Origin of the sequence: Luteibacter sp. W1I16 (genome assembly GCF_050434905.1) — a bacterium.
Lineage (GTDB): Bacteria > Pseudomonadota > Gammaproteobacteria > Xanthomonadales > Rhodanobacteraceae > Luteibacter.
In genome coordinates this window covers 2,977,568-2,994,248 of record NZ_JBNDJJ010000001.1, presented here as the reverse complement: position 1 = coordinate 2,994,248, position 16,681 = coordinate 2,977,568, and the positions used below count along the sequence as shown (strand labels likewise).

14 protein-coding genes are annotated in these 16,681 nt (G+C 66.3%); 8 read left to right on the top strand and 6 right to left on the bottom strand.

What is annotated here, in order from left to right:
- Window positions 1-34 precede the first annotated feature (34 nt).
- On the top strand, window positions 35-799 hold the full coding sequence (locus QFZ41_RS13160) for a helix-turn-helix domain-containing protein (protein ID WP_429199178.1): 765 nt from the start codon (window positions 35-37) through the stop codon (window positions 797-799).
- Window position 800: 1 nt separating this feature from the next.
- Entirely contained in the window at window positions 801-1,241 is a 441-nt protein-coding gene (locus tag QFZ41_RS13155; protein ID WP_429199177.1) for a MarR family winged helix-turn-helix transcriptional regulator, read from the top strand.
- Here QFZ41_RS13155 and QFZ41_RS13150 read toward each other — a convergent pair.
- Window positions 1,238-1,867 (bottom strand): homoserine/threonine efflux transporter, encoded by a 630-nt coding sequence (locus tag QFZ41_RS13150; RefSeq protein WP_429199176.1) that lies wholly within the window; start codon window positions 1,865-1,867, stop codon window positions 1,238-1,240. The two genes, QFZ41_RS13155 and QFZ41_RS13150, sit on opposite strands and share 4 nt — an antisense overlap.
- A gap of 153 nt (window positions 1,868-2,020) precedes the next feature.
- Between QFZ41_RS13150 and QFZ41_RS13145 the strand changes: the two genes are divergently transcribed.
- A complete protein-coding gene (locus QFZ41_RS13145) occupies window positions 2,021-3,325 on the top strand; it encodes a NupC/NupG family nucleoside CNT transporter (protein WP_429199175.1) in 1,305 nt (434 codons plus the stop codon).
- A 354-nt stretch (window positions 3,326-3,679) separates the two neighbouring features.
- Here QFZ41_RS13145 and QFZ41_RS13140 read toward each other — a convergent pair whose 3' ends face one another.
- From QFZ41_RS13140 to QFZ41_RS13130, 3 genes are all read right to left on the bottom strand, one after another.
- A complete protein-coding gene (locus tag QFZ41_RS13140) occupies window positions 3,680-6,313 on the bottom strand; it encodes a M1 family metallopeptidase (protein ID WP_429199174.1) in 2,634 nt (877 codons plus the stop codon).
- Window positions 6,314-6,418: 105 nt separating this feature from the next.
- Entirely contained in the window at window positions 6,419-7,678 is a 1,260-nt protein-coding gene (locus QFZ41_RS13135; protein ID WP_429199173.1) for a tetratricopeptide repeat protein, read from the bottom strand.
- Between the two features lie 86 nt (window positions 7,679-7,764).
- Entirely contained in the window at window positions 7,765-8,640 is an 876-nt protein-coding gene (locus QFZ41_RS13130) for an SDR family oxidoreductase (protein WP_429200234.1), read from the bottom strand.
- 320 nt (window positions 8,641-8,960) lie between these two features.
- Here QFZ41_RS13130 and QFZ41_RS13125 point away from each other — a divergent pair, with 320 nt between their 5' ends.
- Window positions 8,961-9,968, top strand: coding sequence for a zinc-binding alcohol dehydrogenase family protein (locus QFZ41_RS13125; RefSeq protein WP_429199172.1), 1,008 nt, complete (start codon window positions 8,961-8,963; stop codon window positions 9,966-9,968).
- Window positions 9,969-10,061: 93 nt separating this feature from the next.
- Window positions 10,062-10,415 carry a response regulator gene (locus QFZ41_RS13120; protein ID WP_429199171.1) on the top strand — a complete coding sequence of 118 codons (354 nt, stop codon included), beginning with the start codon at window positions 10,062-10,064 and terminating at the stop codon, window positions 10,413-10,415.
- A 19-nt stretch (window positions 10,416-10,434) separates the two neighbouring features.
- Here the strand turns inward: QFZ41_RS13120 and QFZ41_RS13115 are convergent, their stop codons facing one another.
- The gene (locus QFZ41_RS13115; RefSeq protein ID WP_429199170.1) at window positions 10,435-10,827 is read right to left on the bottom strand and encodes a nuclear transport factor 2 family protein; all 393 of its coding nucleotides are present in this window, start codon (window positions 10,825-10,827) and stop codon (window positions 10,435-10,437) included.
- A gap of 482 nt (window positions 10,828-11,309) precedes the next feature.
- On the opposite strand from QFZ41_RS13115, the gene QFZ41_RS13110 reads away from it, so the two are divergent.
- On the top strand, window positions 11,310-12,707 hold the full coding sequence (locus QFZ41_RS13110; RefSeq protein ID WP_429199169.1) for a hypothetical protein: 1,398 nt from the start codon (window positions 11,310-11,312) through the stop codon (window positions 12,705-12,707).
- Window positions 12,708-12,789: 82 nt separating this feature from the next.
- Complete coding sequence (cycA, locus tag QFZ41_RS13105) at window positions 12,790-14,172, top strand: D-serine/D-alanine/glycine transporter (protein WP_429199168.1); 1,383 nt, start codon at window positions 12,790-12,792, stop codon at window positions 14,170-14,172.
- A 174-nt stretch (window positions 14,173-14,346) separates the two neighbouring features.
- Here cycA and QFZ41_RS13100 read toward each other — a convergent pair whose 3' ends face one another.
- Window positions 14,347-15,684 carry a lysozyme inhibitor LprI family protein gene (locus tag QFZ41_RS13100; protein WP_429199167.1) on the bottom strand — a complete coding sequence of 446 codons (1,338 nt, stop codon included), beginning with the start codon at window positions 15,682-15,684 and terminating at the stop codon, window positions 14,347-14,349.
- Between the two features lie 210 nt (window positions 15,685-15,894).
- On the opposite strand from QFZ41_RS13100, the gene QFZ41_RS13095 reads away from it, so the two are divergent.
- Window positions 15,895-16,671, top strand: a complete 777-nt coding sequence (locus tag QFZ41_RS13095; protein WP_429199166.1) for a restriction endonuclease — start codon at window positions 15,895-15,897, stop codon at window positions 16,669-16,671.
- Window positions 16,672-16,681 lie beyond the last annotated feature (10 nt).

Genomic DNA, 16,681 nt, shown 5'->3' with positions numbered 1-16,681 from the left:
GGCTCGTCATCCGATACCTCGAGAGGATCGGCCCATGTACCGCGCCGAACCAGCCTGCACCAACCGTCACATCGGCCTGCCCACGGTCATCGTCGACCTCGCCCAGCGTTCGGCCGCCGTGGACCGTGGCGACCGGCAGCAGGGGGTCAATCTCATCGCCGACCTGCGTGGGCGTGCCCAGCTCACCGAGATCCTGCTCGACGACGAAGACGACGCGGAGGACGACCTGCTCCTGATCTACCGCACCGCCTATGCGGCAGAAGCGGCCGGGGCCGGCGCTATCCTGTTCCGCCGGCAGATCGAGGGCGATGTCTGCGCCCAGCACCCACCCGCCGTGCGCACCCTCGCCCAGGTGCTGTTCGACAGCCTGCGTGCCGAGGCGCCGAACGTCCCGTTGCTCGCCCACGTCGCCCTCGCCCTGCGCGCCATCCTGACCTTCCGGCCGTCGCGCGAAGACGCCACGCCGCGGGGAGGCCTCGCCACCTGGCAGGAACGCCGGGCCATCGCCTATATGGACGAACGCCTGGACCAGTCCTTCCCGGTATCCGCCGTGGCCGAGGCCTGCGGGCTGTCCGTCAACCATTTCTCGCGCGCGTTCCGCCGCAGCATGGGCAAGCCGCCGCATCGCTGGCTGCTCGACCGGCGCATCGAGCGCGCCTGCGAAATGCTTCGCGGCACGGAGATGTCCCTGGCCGACATCGCCTTGGGCTGCGGCTTCGCCGAACAGAGCCATTTCACGCGCGTCTTCACTCGCACGATAGGCATGCCCCCGGGCGCCTGGCGTCGCGCGGCCGATTGAGATGACCGGCGACCAGACGACGCCCTCGCCCCTGGGCCTGGGCCGCGACCTGATGCTGGCGGGATCGCGCCTGCGCGATGCCGTGCGCCGGCGTGCCCAACGCGAATTCGGGCTCACCGCCCTGCAAAGCGACATCCTGCTGATGCTCGCCTCGCGCGGCAGCATGATCTCCACCGAACTGGCCAGTGCCTGCGGCGTCAATGCCAGCACGGTGACCCATGCGGTCGATGCCGGCGTGGAGCGCGGCCTGGTGTTGCGCGTGCGCAACGAGGCGGACCGCCGCCTGGCCGACATCGCCCTCACTCCCGCCGGCAAGCGCATGGCCGAACGCGTGCGCGCGCTCATCGCGGACCTCGCACGGTCGGCGCTGGAAGGCGTGGATCACCCTGGCCTGTTGGCTGAAAGCCTCGCCCAGGTGACGCGCAACCTGGAGAAGGGCTAGATCGCCCGCCGGCCGAAGATCAGGTGCAGGCCGAACAAGGTGAAGATCGCGCCGGCGCCGCCGTCGATCCAGCGACTCGCGCGCACGTAACCACGGCGCATCGCCGGCAAGGCGAAGATGCCCGCCACCACGGCGAACCAGAGCAGGGTTTCCAGCGTCACCATGGCCCAGAGGCCCCAGCGCGTCGCGGCGGACATGCCGTCGCCGACGAAGGCCGAGAAGATCGACGCGAAATAGATCGCCGCCTTGGGATTGGCCAGGTTCGTCGCCAGCCCGCGGACCAGCGCGCGCCACGGACTGGAGCCGCGCACGTCGACCACGGGCACGGCGGCGTCGGGCTTCGTCCGCCAGGCCGAGCGCAGCATCTGGAATCCCATCCAGCAGAGATAGGCGCCGCCGGCGATCGCGATGCCGCGCTCCAGCCAGGCCAGCCGGTGCAGCAGGATCTGCAAGCCGAGCAGGGCCAGCGCCGCCCACACCGCCACCCCGAGCGCGATGCCGACCACGCCCGCGAAGGCCTCGCGCCGCGAACGGCTGGCGGCGAGCTGCGAGACGAAGAAGAAGTCAGGGCCAGGGGTGACCAGGGCCACGATCTGGACCAGGGCGATGGTGAGGAAGAGGTTCATGCACCGAGGGTAAGCCCGGAGAGGGGGTGCGCGGAAGACGCTACCTTCGATCGATTCCGCAGCGTGCCTTGCCCCACGGGGCCACCTCCCGTAACCTCGCGTTTTTTAAAGTGGTCACGGGGCTGCCCCCGGCCTTCCAAGGGGTAAGTCACGATGCTGGGTCTGCTAGGCCACGTCCTTTTTGGCCTGTTCGGTTTGGCGGTGCTCGTCGGCATCGCGTTCTGCTTCTCCAACAATAAACGCGTGGTCGACTGGAAACTGGTCGCCACGGGCGTCGCCTTGCAGATCGCCTTCGCGGCCATCGTGCTCAAGGTGCCGCTGGGCCGCGACGTCTTCGACGCTATCGCCACCGGTTTCGTGCGCCTGCTCGACTACGTGGACGTGGGCTCGCGCTTCATCTTCGGCAGCCTGCTCGACAGCAGCAAGTTCGGCGTGATCTTCGCCGTGAAAGTGCTGCCGACCATCGTGTTCTTCGCCGCCCTCACCGGCGTGCTCTACCACCTCGGCGTGATGCAGCAAATCGTGAAGGGCATGGCCTGGGTGATCACCAAGGTGATGCGCGTGTCCGGCGCGGAAACCACCAGTGTCTGCGCCAGCGTGTTCATCGGCCAGACCGAGGCGCCGCTCACCATCAAGCCGTACATCGAGCGGATGACCCAGGCCGAGCTGATGACCGTGATGATCGGCGGCATGGCGCATATCGCCGGCTCCGTGATGGCGGCCTACGTGGCCATGCTCGGCGGCGACGACCCGGCGCAGCGCATGTTCTATGCGAAGCACCTGCTCACCGCGAGCGTGATGGCCGCGCCGGCCACCATGGTGCTGGCAAAGATCCTCGTGCCCGAAACGCAGGAACCGCTCACGCGCGGCACGGTGAAGATCGACGTCGAGAAGACCACCGCCAATGTCATCGACGCCGCGGCCACGGGCGCGGGCGATGGCCTGAAGCTGGCCATGAACGTCGGCGCGATGCTGCTCGCTTTCATCGCGTTGATCGCCCTGATCAACGGCCCGGTGCAGTGGGTGGGCACGATCGGCGGCGAACACAGCCTCAATGCGTGGCTTTCCGCCAGCACGGGCCATCCGGTGGTGCTGAGCCTCGAAACGATCTTCGGCTGGGTACTTTCCCCGGTGGCGTGGCTGATCGGCGTGCCCTGGCGTGACGCCACCCTGGTCGGCAGCTTCATCGGCCAGAAGGTCGTGATCAACGAGTTCGTCGCCTACGCGGACCTCGCCCGCCACCTGCCCGACCTGCTGCCGGAAAGCCGCCTGATCGCGACCTATGCGCTGTGCGGCTTCGCCAACTTCTCCTCGATCGCGATCCAGATCGGCGGCATCGGCGGCCTTGCGCCGAACCGCCGCGGCGATCTCGCCCGCCTCGGCCTGCGCGCCGTACTGGGCGGTTCCATCGCCACCTTCATGACGGCGACCATCGCCGGCGTGCTCGAGCGCTTCTGAGCCGGATGGGCCCGTCTACTTGTGGGACTTGGAGCAGACCTGTGGGAGCCGACCTTGTCGGCGATCCCGCGGCAGCGGGCCAAGTTCGGGCAAGCACCCATCGCCGCTTAAGCGGCTTCCCACCACAGCATCAGGTACACAGGTCAGGAATACACCTGTGGGACTTGGAACTGACCGTGGGACTTGGAACTGACCGTGGGACTTGGAACTGACTTGGTGGGAGCCGACCTTGTCGGCGATCCCGCGGCAGCGGGCCAGGCTGAGGCAAGCGCCCATCGCCGACAGGGTCGGCTCCCACCCCAAAAAAACCCGCCGGTCTTGCGACCGGCGGGGCCATCACTCAAGCGGTGTCGATCAGCCGTTCTTCTTCAGCCACGCATCGATCGCCGGGAGGCGATCCTTGCGGACCATCGCGCGGTAGCGGATGTTCGCGATGCTGGTCTCCGCGTCGCGGCGCGAGGTCGCGGCGATGTACTTGTCGGCGAAGGCCTTGATCTTGTCGATCGTTGCCAGGTCGAGCGAGCCACCCGCAAGCATCGGGTAGTAACGCGCCGACGACGTCGAATCGACGAAATGATCGACCGTGTCCTTATGCGCCACCGCGAAATCGAAGGCCAGCTCCGGATGCGCGCGAGAAACGGCGGAGATCATGCCGGCGCTGTTGGTCGCACCCGGCTCGTCGGTAAGCGCGAGTTCGAGCGCGCGCTTCGCGAGCGCCTCGTCTTCCGTCGTTCCCAGCAAGGCGTACAGGCGATCCTTCACCAACGGGGTCTTCTCCGCCTTGGCTTCCGCGTGCAGCTTGTCCCACGTGGCGGCGTCGGCATGCGAGGCGACCACGGCGAGGATCGACTTGCGTAGCTCGGCCGGCATCGTGTTCGTCTCGTAGCGGCGGCGTGCCTCGGCGATGACCTTCGCGTCGCCCAGGTGGGCCAGCGTGCCGATGAGATGCGCACGCAGGACCGCCACCGGGGCTTCCTCGCCCGGCTTCGCTTCCCAACCCACCTGCGCGAACTTCGGCGAGAGGCGGGAGATCGCGTACTTGCGCAGCGCGGCCTGGCCCTTCGTGTCGCCCTGGTAATAGTCGTCGAGCGTGGAGAAGTCGCCGGCGATGCCGTCCCACAGCAGCGGCGTGGCATCCAGCGGCGCGACCTTGATCAGGTCGAGCACGTCGGACGCTGGCTGCAGGCCGCCCATGCCGAGCGCCCACACATCGGCGGTGAGGCCGAGCTGGTCGATCGGATCGAGCTTCGCGAACGCGCCCTGCAACGCCTTGATCTGCGCCGGCGCGTACAGGGTGCGGTAGTAACCGGTCTGGCCGGCATTCACCAGCACCGGCGTGCAACCAGCGACGGTGAGCGTGCCGGTGCCATCGGAAAGCAACGTCGATGAAGGCGTGCCGCCGACCGTCTTCGCGATCACCGGCACATGCCACGCGAGCGCCTTCTTCTCCGGACGGTCGCGGGTGAACTCACCCTGGGTCAGTTTCAGCGTGGTGGAGCCGTTCGCGCACGACACCGATTCAACACGCACCAGCGGAATACCCGGTTGCAACGTGAAATCGTGGGCGATGGTGCTCACCGGCTTGCCCGCCGCCGCGTCGATTTCCTTCCAGAGATCGTCTGATACCGTGTTCGAATACGCATGCGCCTTGATGTACGCCTGCACGCCCTTCTGCCAGGTGTCCGCGCCCACATAGGCCTCGAGCATGCGGATCACCGACTCGCCCTTGGAATAGGTGATCGAATCGAAGGCCTGGCTGGCCTGTTCCACGGTCGCCACGTGCTGCACCACCGGGTGGGTGGTGGCGACGGCGTCACGCGACATCGCCGCTTCGCGGATGAACACCGCTTCGAGGTTGGTATGCCATTCCGGATGCAGGCGCTCGGTGGTGCGCGAGGCCAACCACGAGGCGAAGCCCTCGTTGAGCCAGAGGTCGTCCCACCAGCGCATGGTCACCAGGTCGCCGAACCACTGGTGCGCCATTTCGTGCGCGGCGGTGTTGAAGACCTCTTGCTTGTCCGACTGCGTGGAGATGGACGGATCGAGCAGCAGCGCGTATTCGAAGGTGTAGATGGCGCCCCAGTTCTCCATCGCGGAGAAGAACTGGCTCGAACCCGGCGAAGCGATGTTGTCGAGCTTGGGCAGCGGATACGGCACGCCGAAATACGCGTTGTATTCCTGCAGCACGGCCTTGCCCGTGTCGAGCGTGAACTGCGCCTGCGAGGTGAGCCCCTTCTGCGTGATGACGCCGATCTCGACACCGTCATTCTTCGTGGTGGCGCGATCGAATTCGCCCAGGCCGAAGAACAACAGGTAGGTGGACATCTTCGGCGACGGCTGGAACGCCACCTTGGTCAGGCCGTTACCCAGGTCCTTCTTCGACGCGGCGGGCATGTTGCTCACCGCCATCTGGTTGCTCGGCACCGTCGCCGAAAGCGTGAAGGTCGCCTTATAGGCGGGCTCGTCCCACGAGGGAACGAAGCGGCGTGCATCGGAGTTTTCGAACTGCGTGTACAGCGCGCGCTTCTTGCCGTCGGACTTGGTGTCGTAGTCGATCGCGAACAGGCCGTTGGCCTGCGTGCCGATCTTGCCGGTGTAATCCATCGACAGCGTATAGCTGCCCGCGGGAACGGCATGGTCGAAGGTGAAGGTCACCGTCTGCGCATCCGCGTCGATCGCGACCTTGGGCGCCGTGAACTTCGCCTTGCCCTTGGCCGGAACCAGGGTCACGTTGGCGAAGGTCATGTCCACCGCGTTGAGCGTGATGGACGCGGTGGGCTCCAGCACGTCGATGCCGATGGCGACCTTGCCGTCGAAGGCCAGCTTGTCGGCATGCGGTACCACGGACACGTCGTAATGCGTCGGGCGCACGCTGCGGGGCAGCTGGGTGGTGGCAAGCTGGCTGGTGTCGTCGGCCGGGGCGGCGACGGCCACGGCGGATAGACCGGCGAGCGCGAAAGCGATCGCGCTGACGAGAGGAGTACGCATTCGGATGGGCCCTTGGGTTCGATCGATTCGCCCGATGGTCATCCGAGTCCGGCGGGAAAGGAAGCGCCGGAAGTCACGGCCGCAGGATGTTGCGGCGCGGGGCGGCTACCAGACGCGCCACCAGGACCGCCGCTCCAGCTTGCGTAACGCCTTCAGGTGCCCGCGCGCGGCCGCCTTGCGGAACCAGGCCCGGGCGATCGCCTGGTTGCGTGGCACCCCGTCACCGCGCCCGTGCAGCACGCCCAGCTCGAACTGGGCGTCGGCATGGCCTGCACCGGCCGCGCAACGCAGCAGGCGCAGCACTTCCTCGATGTTGCGGGGCACGCCGCGACCGGTATCGATCATGCGCGACAGTGCGTACTGGGCGGCCACATGGCCGCGGTCCGCCGCCAGCGCGAGCCAACGCACAGCTTCGCGATCGTTTCGCGCCACCCCATCGCCGGACGCCAGCCGCTGGCCGAGCAGGAATTGTCCCGCCATATCCTGTGGCCCGAGCTGGGCCAGCCGTTCCGGCGACGACGACGCCTCGGCATTCCCATCGGCCGGGGCAGGCTCCGCATCCAGCGTGGCGAGGTGGCGGCGGGCTTCGCCGTCGCCTTGTTCGGCGGCACGGCCGAGCCAGTAGCGCGCCTGCTCGCGGTCCTCGGGCTGCGCGCTCGCGTCGAGGTACAGCTTGCCCAGGGTGAACTGCGCGATACCGCTGCCCCCTTCGGCCGCGCGCCGGTAGTAATGCGTTCCCATGGCCGGATCGCGGGCCACGCCGATACCATCGCAATACATATGCGCGAGGCTGCACAGCGCGTCACTGTAGCCGCGGGCCCCCGGTGCCCCGTGTTCGACGGCCCGGTGGTAGAAGGCGAACGCGAGCTCGGCGTCGCGCGGAACGCCACGGCCGAAATAATGCGAGACACCCAGGTTAACGCATGCCTGCACATGGCCCTGGTCCGCCGCGCGACCCCACCAGCGCAGCGCTTCCCGGCGGTCCTGGGCGACGCCCTGCCCACGCGCGTAAAGCGTGCCCAGGGCGCTCTGCGCATCGGCCGAACCGGCTTCCGCCGCACGCCGGTACCAGCCCGCCGCTTCGAACGGATCGCGCGGCACGCCCAGGCCCTCCGCGTAGTGCGCGGCGAGGCGGCATTGGCTTTCGAGATGACCTTGTTCGGCCGCGCGGCGAAACCAGTGCGCCGCGCGCAGCGGGTCCCGGGCGACGTGGTCGCCCTCGGCATACCTCTGCGCCACCACGAACTGCGACTGGACATCGCCCAGCTGCGCTTCCCGTTCCATCCGGCCGAACTTCTGCAGGGCATCCATCTCGGCGACGAAACGACGGTCACCGAGCACGCTGCCCGTTTTCCCCTCCGACATACCGTTCCCCCTGAAACGCTGTCGATCGTGGGGCGCATCATAGGGGCAGAAGCGGAACCTGGGTATCGGCCTTTTTGGCAGGGTCCTCAGGGATTGCCCGCGCCACCGGAGGCACCGAAGATCTGCCCCGTGTCGTAGCTGGCCTCCGTGGAGGCGAGTTGCACGAAGATCGGGGCGATCTCCGCGGGCTGCCCGGGCCGCCCCATCGGCGTATCGCCGCCGAACTTCTGCAACTTGTCCGGGGTCTGGCCGCCCGAGACCTGCAACGGTGTCCAGAAGGGTCCGGGCGCGACGCCGTTCACGCGGATGCCCTTCTTGATCAGTTGCTTCGCCAGGCTCTTGGTGAAGATCATGATGCCGCCCTTGGTCGTGGCGTAGTCGAGCAGGTTCTCCGACGGGTTGTACGCGTTGACCGAGGTGGTGTTCACGATGGCGCTTCCGGGCGGCATGTGCGGAACGGCGGCCTTGGTGATCCAGAACATGGCGTAGAGGTTGGTCTTCATCGTCCAGTCGAAGTCCTCGGTGGAGATGTCCAGGATCGAATCGAAGCTGTGCTGGCGGGCCGCGTTGTTCACCAGGATGTCGAGGCCGCCCAGCGCCTGCACGGTCTTCTGCACGAGTTGCCCGCACCACGATTCATCACGGATATCGCCCGGCAGGGCCACGCCCTTGCGTCCGGCCTTGCGGATCAGCTCGATCACTTCCTTCGCGTCGTCTTCCTCGGCCGGCAGGTAACTGATCGCCACGTCGGCCCCTTCGCGCGCATAGGCGATGGCCACGGCGCGGCCGATGCCCGAGTCGCCGCCGGTGATGAGGGCCTTGCGGCCAGCGAGGCGACCGCTGCCCTTGTAGCTGGTTTCTCCGTGGTCGGGGCGCGGATTCATCTTGCCGGCCAGTCCCGGCCACGGCTGGCTCTGGTTCGCGAAGGGCGGATGCGGGAAGCCCTGGCGTGGGTCGCTCATGCCGCGCACGCCGCCGGGACCGTTAGCCTTGGTCTCGGCGGCGACGAATGTGGGCGTGCCGGCGAGGGCCGCGGCGGCGACGCCGAGCGAGGCGTTCTGGACGATGCGGCGCCGGGTGGGGGAAAAATCGTTGCTCATCACGGACTCCTCGACAGGGAAACTCCGCCAGGAAGGCTGCGGACAACCGGGTGCACGCCCCGTCGTCGGCGCGCGAATCCGCCGCGATCTTCAACGCAACGATGAAACTGATGGCGCGGCCGGCGGGTTTTTCGTCCCGGCCGAAGGGAGGACGATGGGCCATTCCCAACGGAGAGCCTCCTGTGAAAGCGATCGTCTACACCCAGCACGGCCTGCCCATCGACGACCCGAACGCCCTGGTCGAGATCGATCTGCCGCAACCCGTGCCGGGTCCGCGCGACCTGCTGGTCGCCATCCGCGCCGTGTCCGTCAATCCTGTCGACACCAAGGTCAGGAACAACATGCCGGTCACGGCGCCGCGCGTGCTCGGCTTCGACGCCGTGGGCACCGTGGCCGCGGTCGGCGCCGAGGTCACGCTGTTCAAGGAAGGCGACGAGGTTTTCTACGCAGGCTCGCTGCAACGCCCGGGCAGCAACGCACGCTTCCAGCTCGTCGACGAACGTATCGTGGGACGCAAGCCCCGCAGCCTCGGCGACGCGGACGCGGCCGCCTTGCCGCTGACCGCGATCACGGCATGGGAGATGTTGTTCGACCGCCTGAAGATCGCCGAAGGCGGCAACCACGGCGAGACTATCCTCATCATCGGCGCTGGTGGCGGCGTGGGTTCCATCCTCGTGCAACTCGCTCGCCGCCTGACCGGGCTCAAGGTCATCGGCACCGCCTCGCGCGAGGAAACGGCGAACTGGGTGAGCGAACTCGGCGCGCACCACGTGATCGATCACGGCAAGCCGTTCGCTCCCCAACTGGAAGCGCTCGGCATCGGCCAGGTCGACCACCTCGTCAGCCTCACCCACACCGACGCCTATTACGAGCAGATCGTGGAGATCGTGAAGCCGCAGGGCCAGTTCGGACTCATCGACGATCCCGCGTCGCTCGACGCGACCAGGCTCAAGCGCAAGTCCATCTCGCTGCACTGGGAATCGATGTTCACGCGCTCGACGTACCAGACGCCGGACATGGGCAAGCAACACGACCTGCTCGACCGCGTCGCGGACCTGGTCGATAGCGGTGTGTTGCGCACGACGGTCGGCGAACACTTCGGCGCGATCACGGCGGAGAACCTTCGTCGCGCGCACAAGCTGATCGAAAGCCACAAGGCGAAAGGCAAGATCGTGCTCGAAGGGTTCTGATCGCACCCGGGCTGGCGGTGCCGATTCTTGACATCGCATTCACGCGTCGCGGAGCTATCTGCATTGCAGACCTCCTGCCCGCAAGCGAGCGCCATGGCTACCGCACATCCCCTCGTCGTCCTTCTCGTGGAGGACGACGATCTCATCCGGGAACTCACCGCGATGATCCTCGAAGGAGCGGGTCATCGCGTGCACACCGCCCCCGACGGCGACACCGCCGAACAGTGGCTGCAGACGGAAAAAGCCGACGTCCTGTTCACCGATCTGCGGATGCCCGGCTCGCTGTCCGGACAGGACCTGGCCATGCGCCATGCGGACATGCATGTCGTGGTGACCTCGGGCGAAATGAAGGAACAGCACCCGTGGCTGGGCGACGGCATGGCCTATCTGTCCAAGCCCTACGATCGCAAGTCCTTGCTGGCCGCGGTGGAACGCGCGGTGGCCTGAAGCTTCAGGGCCTTCCCGCTCAGCCCTTGTCGACAACCCGGGATATCTTCCCGTCCGCGAAGCGGAACTCCGACGTTCCACGCATCTCGATGACGGTGCCCGCGCCGGGACCGTCGGGAATATCGTCGGCGATCTCGCCATGGAACTGGATGTCCGCGATCACGGTGTCACCGGCTCCGCCGACCTCGCGCAACCCGGTCACGAACTGCTGGCGCGAGGCGAACATCGCCGCCCCCACCCGAGCCAGCTTCTCGAAGTCGGACTTGCCATCGGTCGCCACGCTCAACTCGCCCCCACTGTGATGTTCGAAGCGCACATCGTCGGACAAGGTGGCAAGCATGCCCTCGATGTCGAAGCGGTTGTATGCGTCGAGGTAAGCCTCGATCAGCGCGATGTGGGCGGGGTCGATCATGCGGGGAGGCTCCGGGGTCTGGAAAAGTGTCGCGTTTCGCCTGGAATAGTACAGGGCGCTGCACTCCAGGTTGAGGCAAGCACCCATCGCCGCTGAAGCGGCTTCCCACCACCGCATCGAGTAGACCGGCCAGGAACAGACCTGGTGGGAGCCGACCCTGTCGGCGATCCCGCGGCAGCGGGCCAGGTCACGGCAAGCACCCATCGCCGCTGAAGCGGCTTCCCACCACAGCATCGAGTAGGCAGGTTGGGGACAGACCCGGTGGGAGCCGACCCTGTCGGCGATCCCGCGACAGTGGGCAACCCGCGACAAGCCCGTGTCCGCGGACATGTCCGCCTACCGCCCGCCACGTACGAAATCCCCCGTCGCCGAAGCAGCCTCCATGCACCACGCCGTGATTTCCCCGGCATCCACTCACCATTGTCCCTAACACCGCGCTGGCCCGCCACTTGCTACATCAACCGGAAGCCCAAGGAGCGACCATGCGCGGCATACGCATCAAAAACACCCTTATCGCAGCGGGAATGCTCGTCCTCACTCCGACAGCCATAGCCACTGACTTGCCGCCGATTCGTTACGACATCACCTTGCATATGAACGGGGAACGGCTCGATACAGCGGAACTACGTGTTACCAAACGAACGCGCGGCAACGAGATTGTCGACCTCATCATTCCACGAGGCCCGATCACGGACGTCGAGGTGCAAAACGGCAGCCTCGACACCTCCGAACCCGGCCACTGGAAACTTCGTCCGGGCCCGGGCGGAGAGATCGCTCTGACTTGGCGCAGCGCGAGGCCTGCCGCGTGGCGCACGTTGGAGCCCACACTCGCGCAATCGGCGATCGTCCGGACTGACGCGCTGGTCGCGCCAGGGCCGGCCCTGCTCGCGCTACCTGACGGCCCGGATGGCCAGCTTGCGGAAGTGCGATGGACGGTTCCCGGCAATTGGGTCGTGTCGACCTCGATCAAGGAGGGCACGCAAAACGTAGGCCGCCTGAAAAACAGCACGTTCCTTACGGCACGCCGTGCCGTCTCTGCGACACAACGGTCCGGCGATGCGACGATCCATGTAACGGCGCTGGATCCAAGGCGTGTAGATGTAGCAAAGGTGGCCGAGGATATTGCCGCGATGATGACGAAATCCGTGGCCCCCGCATTGCGCCAGGACTTCACGCTCAACATCGTCGACCTGGACGGCACCGGCGATGGATTCGCCCTCGCCATGACTCCAACCGGTGGAACCGCATACCTTCCCGCGGCGGCCCCTGAAGAGGCCTGGGCCACCTTTGCGATGTGGACCGCCACCATCCCCGACGACACCCGCATCGATCCAGCCTTTGCTTGGTACACACAAGGTTTCACGGCATTTCGAGTGCTCCATGCGCTGCGCTCTGGCGGCCACGCATCGCCTGCCACACTCGCGTACCTGCTCAATGATGCGACGACGTTCTACGGCAACTCGCCCTTCCGCCGGGTGCCGAACCGGCGCGTGGTCGAAGACTTTGCCGGCATCCGTGAAATGCATGACCTGCCCGCCGCCCGAGGTGAATTGTTCGCCCTGCTGTTGGACGCACGCATACGTTCGGCGACCGGCGGCGCACGATCGCTGGCCGACGCCCTCGATAGGCTCGATGGCGGCACCCTGTCCACAGGCGCAGCAGGCGAGCAAGATCCGGCACCAGCCCTGATCGAAGCCGTCGCCGCCGTGGGCGGCGGCGATATCGCGCCGTTGTACCACCGCTACATAGTCGACGGTCAGTTGCTCCAATTGCCGCCCGACGCTCTTGGCCTTTGCTACACCATCGGCACGGTCGCCGATTGGGCCGGTTGGGAAGTCCAGCACGTGTTCGCCAAGGCGTCGTGTTCCGGCAAGCGATAGCGGGCCCCGGAAAATCCCTCATGCCTTGCCGTCACCCCACCCCTGCCCGTATGGTGCCCGCTTCCGTCCCGAGCCGAGCCGAATGCCGATGAGCCATGTGCCTGAGCAGTCACCCGAGCACCTCAGGCGTAGCCTGTCGAACCGCCACCTGCAGCTGATCGCCATCGGCGGTGCCATCGGCACCGGGTTGTTCATGGGGTCGGGCAAGACGATCAGCCTGGCCGGGCCCTCCATTCTCTTCGTCTACCTCATCATCGGCGTGATGCTGTTCTTCGTCATGCGCGCGATGGGTGAGCTGCTGCTCTCCAACCTCGGCTACAAGTCCTTCATCGACTTCTCCACCGACCTGCTCGGCCCGTGGGCCGGATTCTTCTGCGGCTGGACCTACTGGTTCTGCTGGATCATCACGGCCATCGCCGACGTGATCGCCATCGCCTCCTACGCGCAATTCTGGTTCCCCGGCCTGGCGCCATGGATACCCGCGCTGCTCTGCGTACTCCTGCTGCTGGCGTTGAACCTCACCACGGTGCGGCTGTTCGGCGAGATGGAATTCTGGTTCGCCCTGATCAAAATCATCGCCATCTGCGCGCTCATCGTCACCGGCTTCGGCATGGTCGCCTGGAGCTTCCGCTCACCCGATGGCCACGTGGCTTCGCTGACCAATCTCTGGAGCGACGGCGGCATGTTCCCGATGGGCATCGGTGGATTCTTCGCCGGCTTCCAGATCGCCGTATTCGCCTTCGTCGGCATCGAACTGGTGGGCACCACCGCCGCCGAGACGGCCGACCCGGAACGCAACCTGCCCAAGGCGATCAACTCGATCCCCGTGCGCATCATCCTGTTCTACGTGCTCGCACTCGTGGTGATCATGGCGGTGACGCCGTGGCGCCAGGTGCTGCCGGGCAAGAGCCCCTTCGTGGAACTGTTCGTGCTGGCGGGTATTCCCGCAGCGGCCAGCCTGATCAACTTCGTCGTGCTCACCTCGGCCACCTCGTCGGCCAACAGCGGCATCTTCTCCACCAGCCGTATGCTTTACGGCCTGGCCGAGGAAGACCATGCGCCGTCGACCTTCAAGCACCTGTCGAAGGCGGCCGTGCCCTCGCGCGGACTGTTGTTCTCGTGCATCTGCCTGCTCGGCGGGGCGATGCTGGTCTACGTCATCCCGAACCTGGTCACGGCGTTCACGCTGGTGACGACGCTGGCCGCGATCCTCTTCATGTTCGTCTGGTCGCTGATCCTCATCGCTTACATCGCCTACCGGAAGAACCGGCCGGAACTGCATGCGGTGTCCAGCTACAAGATGCCCGGCGGCGTGGTTATGTGCTGGGTGTGCCTGGTCTTCTTCGCCTTCGTGCTGGTCTTGCTGGCACTGGAAAGCGACACGCGCCAAGCCCTGATCGCCAGCCCGGTGTGGTTCGCCATCCTCGGCATCGGCTACGCCCTGCGCCGTCGCAAGGCCCGATAGAACAGACGCGCCCAGAACGCCTAGTTGATTACGAACGCGCTGGTGGGAGCCGACTCTTGTGGGAGCCGACCTTGTCGGCGATCCCGCGGCAGCGGGCCAGGTTGAGGCAAGCACCCATCGCCGACAGGGTCGGCTCCCACCGGGTTGGGTCAACGTGGGGGCCCACGAGTTCGGTCAGTGCTGTTCCGGCGGCGGAGGTGGCACGATCGACGAGAGCAGCAGCGCGCCGCGTTTCACCGCGATGTACGCCGAAGCGACCGGCTCCAGCTTGCCGTTTTTCAGGCGCCATGCGGACACCAGCCAGTCGTCGTTGATGCGCCAGCCGATATGGCCGTGGCCGATGAAACCCAGCAGCGGTTCACCACGGAAGGTGATCGGGAAGATCGTCGCTTCCGGACCGTAGCCCGTCATCTGGCCGGAGGCGATATCGGTGCCGAAGACCGGCAAATCGGGATAGCTCGACATCTCGCCCTTCGGGACGATTCCGGAAGGTCCCCGCGCCGCGGCGACCATCGCATCGTACGCAGACTTCTCCACACCTTTGAGCGGCCGGTCGAGCGTGCCCTGCACCGGACTGCGCTCGTAGCGCGTGACGACCGCCAAGGCCGCGGTGCCGAAGTCGTCGCAGGGTGACTTCCTGGGCGCGCAGGCACTGCCGACTGGCGCCAATGCATGGTCGAAGCGAAGGGTCAACTGGGCGTCCGGTCCGAACGCACGACCTTCCCAGCGGGCGACTTCGATGTTCATTTCATCCGGTGACGGGTTGGACAGCACGGTAGCAATGACGTCGCCTCCGACGCGAGCCATGCCATGCAGCGACATGCAATCCACTGCCCATGCCCCGGGCGCCTCGACCGTGATGGCTTTTTTCCCCTCGATGCGGAACGGTGCCTCGGTCCAGCAGCCGGCCGTTCCACCGACCGAGAACAGGGAGCTGACCGGCGAACCCTTTAGCTTTCGGTAGCCGGAGGAGGCGTCGAGTGCGGCCAAGGCGTCACGCAAGCCCGCATCCGGTTCATAAGGAAAGGCCTTGGCGTCTTCCACGGGCGCATCGGTCGCGAGGGCGATGTCCACGCCCGCCTTCGCCAGGTCACCGAGCACGTCGCTTGAGCCAGGAGGCAGACGCGACAACGACGCCTGGATCATGTCGAGCGGCTTCGGCGCCTTGCTGTCGAGTCCGCGCAGGAAAGCGATGCGCGACGGATACGACGCCACGTCGGCGGACAAAGGCTTGCCCGTATGATCGACGAGGAAGGAAGCGACCGCTCCGTCGCGCTCGGCGAGCCAATGCCGCTGATCGAGTTTCAGCGCATCCGCCTTGTCCGGATGGTTCGCCAGGGCGGTGCGGAAGGCGTCGCCGAGTTGCCCGTCGAGGGCGGAAAGCCTCGGCGATGCGCAGATCGCCTTTTCCACCGTCGTGGACGCCTTCGCGCAATCGAAGCCCGCCGCATGGGAACCCAGCGGAAGCGCCAGGAGCAGCGCCGCGGAAACCGTTCGAACCGTCATCGTCATGGGCAGACCTTCCATTACGCCGGGTACCGGCTGGCGGGAGGCATTCTAAGAGGCTGTCGACGCGACATGTGGATTTAGATCGATATGTAATCTTTCGCCTACAGGAATCGGCCCGCGGTTTCGCTATATTCGGCCCGGTTCCGACCAGCCAGCCGGGGGGCCGCGCCGCGTCGGACAGGGGATATCCATGGACATGCGGGACACCAGCCGATGAGCGGCTTCAAACCTGTCAGCCATCGTCACGACGACGCGCTGAGCCGCGTCTCGTGGGAAACCTTCGAGCATCTGGTCGCCGGCCACTACCGTGGCGCCGGTTTCCGGGTAGAGCACGTGGGCACCGGCGGCGCCGGCACGAGCCGTACCGATGGCGGCATCGACCTCAAGCTGTTCCGCGACCAGGAGATCATCCTGGTGCAATGCAAGCACTGGAACTGCTGGAAGGTGCCGCACAACGACGTGCATCAACTCATCGGCGTGATGCATACGGCAGGCGCCACCGGCGCCATCGTCGTCACCTCGGGCGAATTCACCACCGCGGCGATCGAAGCCGCGGCGAAGTTCCGGCATATCCGGCTGATCGACGGCAAGGCGATACGCGCCATGCTCGGCCCCGTCGAGGAACCCACCATGCCGCATGCGTCGCTGGATGACATGCCCTCGTGGATTCGCGAGACGCGTCGAGCCCGCGCATCCCGCACGAACCGCTCACCGGTCATCGCCGCCGTGGGCGCCGTCGTCACCATGGCGGTGGCGCTGGCGGTGCTGTACAGCTATTACATCCGCGAGATCCATGTCGCCCAGGTGGAAGCGTTACGCGCGACGATGGGGCGCGCGGTCACATCGCAACGTCCCATGAACACGATCAACGGGCGCCCGGCGATCGTCCACGACACGCCGATGACCAAGACCGACATCGCGGCATGGGAAGCGAAGAACGCCGAGTCGATGCGCATCATCGAGAAGACGACACCTTCGCTTCCGCCGTGATCCTGAAAGC